This is a genomic window from Vibrio sp. D173a (assembly GCF_030248475.1).
On record NZ_JAHGAH010000245.1, the window covers coordinates 1 to 7,532 of the forward strand.

The 7,532-nt window shown below is 43.1% G+C and carries 4 protein-coding genes and 1 pseudogene; 2 read left to right on the top strand and 3 right to left on the bottom strand.

Annotated elements, in window-relative coordinates:
* Nucleotides 1-355 precede the first annotated feature (355 nt).
* Nucleotides 356-610, top strand: coding sequence for a helix-turn-helix domain-containing protein (locus tag KIV40_RS21785; protein WP_285351281.1), 255 nt, complete (start codon nucleotides 356-358; stop codon nucleotides 608-610).
* Nucleotides 611-1,008: 398 nt separating this feature from the next.
* Nucleotides 1,009-1,143, top strand: a pseudogene (locus KIV40_RS21790) (integrase); the annotation flags it as partial.
* Here KIV40_RS21790 and KIV40_RS21795 read toward each other — a convergent pair.
* From KIV40_RS21795 to KIV40_RS21805, 3 genes are all read right to left on the bottom strand, one after another.
* Nucleotides 1,140-4,928 carry an HsdR family type I site-specific deoxyribonuclease gene (locus KIV40_RS21795; protein WP_285351282.1) on the bottom strand — a complete coding sequence of 1,263 codons (3,789 nt, stop codon included), beginning with the start codon at nucleotides 4,926-4,928 and terminating at the stop codon, nucleotides 1,140-1,142. The pseudogene KIV40_RS21790 and the gene KIV40_RS21795 overlap by 4 nt on opposite strands.
* Nucleotides 4,929-4,940: 12 nt before the next feature.
* Complete coding sequence (locus tag KIV40_RS21800; RefSeq protein ID WP_285351283.1) at nucleotides 4,941-6,215, bottom strand: restriction endonuclease subunit S; 1,275 nt, start codon at nucleotides 6,213-6,215, stop codon at nucleotides 4,941-4,943.
* 1 nt (nucleotide 6,216) lies between these two features.
* The coding region (locus KIV40_RS21805) for an N-6 DNA methylase (protein WP_285351284.1) at nucleotides 6,217-7,532 on the bottom strand (1,316 nt) is incomplete at its 5' end.

Here is a 7,532-nt window from a genome sequence, read left to right on the forward strand (position 1 = left end):
TGGGGTCCACTTCTCTAATAAAAACTAGCAGCAGCCTTGAACGGTACCAAACCTCAAAAACCGAGAGCAGTTTATATCATTCGTCCTAGGAGATACGCATGATTGTTCTTTGTAGGGAACAAGAGTAACTTAAACGAGCCTCTGTACTCGTTGAGTAAAATGAAATTTGTCCGGTACCGGACAAAATCAAAATTTCAACACAAGACCATGTTTTTCATAGTTTTTATGTAATTTTTATTTTTTTAAAATACCTCAAAGCATGCAGAAATTAGCAATATATTGTTAGCTATATAGCTAACACAACCATCATAATCTAAAATATTAGCCATATAGCTAACCAAATGAAAGATGCACGATGGCATACAGATCTGAAATAGGGCTAAAAGTTAAGCAGGCCCGTAATCACATGAGATTGACACAAGTACAGTTATCAAAATTGACCAAAATTAATAAAACGACTATCTCAGAGATCGAGAACGGTCGATTCACTGGCTCGTTTGATATATTTGAAAGATTGCTCGATGCTGTAGGCTTACAGTTTGAGGTCACAGAAAAAACAAACCAGCTACCAGATTGGGATGAGATCGAAGAACTGTTTTCAGATGATTAAGTGCAGAATCGATCTACCATGCGGTTCAAACTCCACTCCTGACCAAATCGTCTAAATTCTTGCTCTATTTTAAATAGATACCCCAAACCTCGACGCGAATACCATACACTTGCCTGGTTCTGGACTATTTGACAATACGACCAGCATAACTCGTTATGCTTGCTGAATTTACTCCAGTCATAGTATAAGCGTTAGTATAGGTGTTAGGGGATTAGCCCTGGACCACTGCCCGCCGTTTTAAGGCGGGGGCAAAAACCAGAAAGCGCGGAGCCCCGAGAAGCGTGAATTACTCTGAGACTACTGTTCTTGATGAACTACCAAACACGCATATGCTGCCCTTTTTCACTTGTTTAATATGCATCCTGAACAACATTAACGTCACTCTTCAATATTATCTTCGGTTAAGAGTGCCATATAATACTGGATTCCTAGAATGCCGCCTTCCAATAATGTATTGATGGAGCCGGCATATAGAAGAGGCCACCAAAGGCAGCCTCTCTGTCACAGACACTAAGCAGTTAAAAGTAATTTAATGTTGCTTCTCTTTCCACTTAGCAGCAAGTTTTTCGTTAGTTTTAAAGTCAACTACATTGGGGGCTCTATCAGTGCTCTCTTTTCCAGTATTTTCTTGTTTGGGTTGATTTAACTTCTCTTTTTGTTTGGCAATTAATAATGAAGGGAGAGCAATAAACGCGGCACTTAAAGTTCGTTTACTTAAGTCGTAACCACTAGCTATAACGACGGTTTCAATAACTGGCTTATATGCCTCATCGCCAACAAGCTCTACTAAGTAAGCAATAAATTCGGTGTAAACACTACCTTCTTTGGCCTCTTTAAGCGCCCACACAATACCACTCTGACCTTGTTGATAAAGAGGAAGGTCAAGCTCCTTAGTAACCTGCTCAAGTTCTAGAAGTGCAGTCACGGTGATATCCAAAACGTCAGAAGAAACAACTCCTAGCGCTTTTAACTCGCCATAGCAGCTCATTGCTAATAACGAAGCTGGGTTATCTCGATATGGCGCATCAGTTTTAAACGTAATTGAACCTAATTCAAGTGCCCCTGGTAGAGATTGCAGCTGGTCAGCGCGATAAAGCTTCACATCACCAATCATTAAAGGTTCTGGCTTCAATGACTGTTGAACATCATCGTCAACTGGCTCATCCACATTAAACACTTCAGACTGTTCAAAGATAAACGCTCTTAGGTGCTTATCGATGAGCATATTCATTTTAAATGGTGGGATCGTTCTTCCTTCCAACTGCTCAAAGAACGCTTTCGCTTTATCTCTGTTTACAGTGGATTTAAGAGTATCAAAACGCCCAAAACGATTAAGATTTTCTTCGTTGATTACCCCATTGGTGAGTTGCAACAATAAGTCTTTGTCTAACCCTAGCGTATTCACAATACCATCGATGCGGGCATGCTCTGCTTGGTTTTGATAGCGATTGATGTAATCTCTAAAGCTATGGCCTTCACTAAGGCGAGCGTCACCACGCTGCAAGTCATTTAAAAACAACCTAGCATATCGCTGCTCTTCTTGTGTGAGGGATGAGAACGACTGATGTAGCTCATTAAGCGTCCTCTCTGTCTCCTCTGCGCTAACACCACTGCTCAAAACTCGTAAATAACGCTCGAATCGACTATTCATGTAGTCCGAATCGATTCGACCCGTATCAATTTCAGTCAAATAACCCACGATATCGAATGGTATATCTGATTGTGAGCCGCTAGGATCGCGCTCACTTTGGCTTGCCAGTTCTCGGTATCGCAGGGCCAAACCAAGATACACTTGCTCACCACACTCTAGTGAATCATCTGTCCAATCTAGACCTTGAATTTTCGCGGCTTCAAGGTGTTTGTTGAAATCGCGATAAAGTGCTGCAAATTTCGCGCAGGCTTCATCATCTTCTGGCAGATGCTCAAAATCTTGCACGCCCGCATTGCTAAACACGGTTTGGATTTCAGCAAAAATTTCGTTCATCGCCTCAATGTTGCTTTCTAACTTGTCCGCGAACAAGCCTAAAGGCTTATCTCCAGAATAGAGCTTCACTGCCTCATCAATATGACGTTCCATCGTGTCTGGGTAGCGATAATAACGAATAGTACCGTGGGGCTTGTCTGGGCCAAACAAACGGTTGGTGCGCGAAAAGGCTTGGATGATATTTTGATATTTGATCACCTTATCTAAATAGAGCGTATTCACCCATTTAGAGTCAAAACCCGTCAACATTTGGTCAACTACAATCATCAAATCAAGCTGTTTCTCTGGCTCTTTGTGGATCCCTTCATACGGCTTTTTATGCGACATCCGCGCCGCCATATCTTGCTTGAACTTCGCATGGCGGGCGAAGTCGAAGTCTTGACCAAACATCGCGTTGTAATCCGCCATGATTTCTTCAAGACCGTCTGCCTTAAAGGTTGGACCACGTTCTGCGCAGCCATCCACACTATTTTCCCCTTCATTGTTGATGTTAGGGTCAAACAGCGCTGACACTTTGAGCTCAGGTTTGGCGGCTTTGAATCGACGGTAGTAATCGACCGCTTCCGCGATGCTGCTGGTTGCCAAAATGGCATGAAATTTGTTCGCTTGGCTTAATATTTCCCACTGCTCAATGATATCTGCGACGACTTGCTCTTGATGCATATCCGTCTCATACTGAGTTTTTGGCACGTAGTCTTCAATGCCTTTTTCATAGCTACCATCAGGCAACCTTTGCCCAGCCAACGGCACATCATTCATGAAGTGGTTAAATTTTTTCTTCTTTTTGGGGTCTGCCATTGCCTCAGAGACGGTTTGAGCTTTTGCCTGCTGTAAAGCGACCGCTTGCCTTAGTTCCCTCTCTTTGAAGGTGCGTATTTTGTATGGGTCAAAACCCAACACATTTTTATCGCGGATACCGTCGGCAAGGCTATAACGGTGCAACTCATCGCCAAAAATATCGGGGGTGGTAGTGCCCTTTATCTCATTTTCACCTTGGATAGGTGTACCGGTGAAGCCAAAAAACAGCGCCTTAGGGAAGGTTTTTTTGATGATGGTTAGCATGTCACCAAAGGTTGAGCGGTGTGCTTCATCTATAATAAACACCATGCGCTTTTCACGAATGAGATCAATATCCGCTGAGTTGGTGGCAGTGCCTTGGTCGTCAACCGCTTCAAAGATATTGCTCATTTTTTGAATTGAGCTAACGATCAATGTCTCTTTCGGGTCTGAGCTTTTTAGCTTAGTGACCAACACATCGGTGTTTTCGGTGGCTTGCACCTCTTCTCTATCATCAGCAAAGTTGCGGTATTCTTTGAGTGACTGCGAACCAAGCTCGATGCGATCCATCAAGAACACCACTTTGTCGGCGTCGCGAGATTGAGCAATTAACTGAGCCGACTTAAAACTCGTCATGGTTTTGCCCGAACCCGTGGTATGCCAAACATAACCACCAAGCCGATCAGCATTCGAGTTAATCTGTCGCCATTTGGTTTTCGCAACCTTATCAGAGATGGCATTAGCAGCGTAGTACTGATAACTACGCATCACTTTGAGCACCCCATCGGTATTATCCGCTACGGTGTAAAAACCTATCAGCTGATGTGCCATAGGAATCGAAAGCAGTTTTGACGCCACCTCTTTCCAGTGATTGACGGGGTCATTGTTCACATTGCCCCAATTAAACTGGTAATCAGGGTTGAACTTGCCATCGGCACCTGGGTTAGTGAAATATTTCGACTCTTCTGGCTGCATGGCGACAAACACTTGCACCAGCGAAAATAAACCGCTAAAGATCCCCTCTTTAGAGTACTTCTCTATTTGGTTCACCGCTTGGCTTACAGGAATGCCACTGCGTTTTAATTCGATGTGGAACACAGGCATGCCATTGATCAACAACATAATGTCACCACGGCGATCATTACGCAGTGGGCTGCCACGCTCAAACTTAGGTTGCTGCACGATTTGATAACGGCTTTGCCCTGCCGCTATCTCTTGCCTGTCGTAGATCTTTAAGCTGACTTCTTTGCCCAAATGTTCTGGGTCATTCTCGTTGTCACGCTTGATCGCAACGGTTTTACCGTTAATAAAACCATTGAGCTTAAACGGAGTTTTAAGCTCTTTGATTTGCTCAATGATCTGCTGCATCTCACCATTCGTGAGCGGCACATCGTTGAGACGATCACGCTGACGGTTGTTCTCAAATAAAATGTTTGCCCAGTTTTGTAGCAAGTCGGCTTCGGTTTTGTTTTTAAGAACCTCGCGCTCCCAACCTTTATCAATTAGTACCTCGATAAAGGCTTGTTCAAAATCCGCTTCTCTTTTAAAAATGGTCATCGGCTATCCTTGTTACACGAACATTTTATCTAAGCATGCTTGCTTAATGTTTTTGAGTTTGGTGATTTGTTGGCTATGTTGATTAATAAGCTCATCCAGTTGATGGAAGTATTTCCCAATTTCCTCTTGTTCTTGCCTATCACTTGGGTACTTTACATCAACAGTGCTAATTGCTTTTTTTGAAATAGAAAGCACTTTGGTACCCTGCATTAAGGGCACTAATTGTTGATGAAATGCGCCTGAATTAAGGTAGTAACCTAAGTAATTTGAAGCAAAGACCTGATTTGGTCGAGTGGCTATAGTGTGCAAGCCTGAAAAAACAATGTGCTCGCCGACATTCGTTACTTCAACACACTTGCCAACACTTGCGTCTTCCGCAGCATCTGCAAATAGAACATCACCATCTTGCAACTTGGTTGCTGACATTTTGGAAACTAACTCATCTGAGCTGATAAATGGGATGTCAGCCCCTTGAGCATCTACAACATCACCGAACTTAACTAAAATATCACCATAGTGAATATTTCTCGCCTTCCCCTGTTCATAGTTAAGCTCCGCTCTAGAAAGAGTATTACTGGATAAGAAAGAAAACGCTTCATTGAAAGGTACCTGTTCCCATTCCCCACTAAAGCCATCAAAACGAATTTCCGGCACAGTTTCGCCTGCCTTTGGAAACATCTTTTCCAGCATTGCTTTTTTCAGGTTGCTTAGCTTGTCGTGTTTTTGCTGGTGTTGGTTAATCAGGGTGTCGAGTTTTTGGAAATAATTACCTATTTGAGTTTGTTCCATAGGTTTAGGCAAAGCCACCGAAAGGGACTTTAGCGTGTCAATCCCAATATTTCTTTGAGACCCAGTATTGATGCCTAGCTCAAATTGAGCTTGTGCCTTTTTTGTCTGGAAAAAATAGAACAAATACTTGCCATAAGTAGTGTTGTTCGTTTTTAGAATTGCACAAGAATAAGAAATCAAGAATTTAGTATCTGTCTCAACATATCTCACAGCCCCAACAGATGCATAACGAGCAAACAATATATCGCCGAATTCAGGCTTTATTTTTTTTGATAAAAGCTCGTAGTCCTCTATAGATATCAACTTTGCATTGCCAAAGTCTAGGCCGTTGATGCCATAGAAATCCCCAGTCATCAAGTATGGTATACCTGTTGATTTCGATTCTGGCATACGATGATCTATATCTCCAATTTGGCAAAGGTTACCTAAATAACTCCTTTCCCATTCCACACTAAACCCTTCAAAACGAAACTCAGGTGCATTAATCTCATAACTCATGTTATAGACCCTTCAGCAACTTAGTCAGTTCCGCCAAGCCCTGCATATCAAACTCATTGCCTTTTAACTGCCCCATCATTTCGGCTAGCTCATGCTCTGAGGTTTGAATCTCATTAGCCACTTGGGAGTAGGTCACGGCGTACTTATCGGCTAGTGATTGGACTTTACTGGTTAAGCGGTTAACCACAGCGCTTGGCATGTTTATCAGTTCATCACACAGCGGCGTGATCCATTTAAGTTCTAACAAGTCATTCACTTGGCTGTCGGTTAGCTCTTCAATTGTTTTTTTGGTTTTTAGGTGCAGTGCGGTTTCCGCTTCTTTGAAGGCTTTCTTGAGTTTTTTCTCTTCTTCAATCAGCGCGGCAACCTTAATGATTTTCGCTTCATAGCTCTCTTCATCAAATGAACCGTTTGCTTTCGCTTCTTTCGCTAGCACCTTGGCTTCTTTGCTGACTTGCGCGTTGGCAAAACCATCACCCGACTCTTTTACGGTTTCCGCTTCTTTTTCCTCATCAGAGAGTGACTCTAAAACCTCCTCAAACAGTGAGGTGATCTCTGCTAAGCGAGCCTCTTGTTTGGCTAGGGCTAGCAGTTCATTGTTTAAGTGCGTTTTTTGTACCAAATCAAACGGCATAATGTGCCCTTTCCAACCGTCTTGCACTTCGGTCTCTTTGCCTTTGACTTTCTTGATGATCATATTTGGGTCAACCTGCGTGGTTGCCTTAAACCCTTCGGTTTGCATCATTTCAAGATCGGCACTAATGATCTGCCACTGGTCACTGAGTAGCTGGTAGGCTTGGTATTTATCCACCAAAGCGATCGGCTGCATGCGCTTAAACAATTCAACACTCAATTGCGCTTGTTGTTGGTTACGGTTAACGCTTTCCCAGCCCTTAATTAAGGTGGTGTTTAGGTATTCATCAAAGCCATCAAATGCTTGGTTATATGCGTCAATAAACGCAAGCAGTTGTGGATGCTGTGCAATGGTGGTTTGCACTTGGCTCTTCTCAACCGCTAACTCACTGTAATCGGATGATTTCGCGCTAAACAGCGCATCATGAAGCTCTGGCAAGGCATCCCAGTACTCTTTTAGGGCGGCGATTTCACGATTTGGAATACCGCCTAACATGGTCGCGTGAAGATCCCACGTTTCCGCAGCGGGTGATGAATCGACATAACGCGGAATATTGAGATTGTACTCATTTTCTTGAATGGTTTTCTTGCTCACCACTTTCGAGAACTTGTCATTATCTTGGCGATGAATCACGGCATCGGTGATGCGCTTGATTTCTGAGTCTTGCAGTTTGATACTCATTG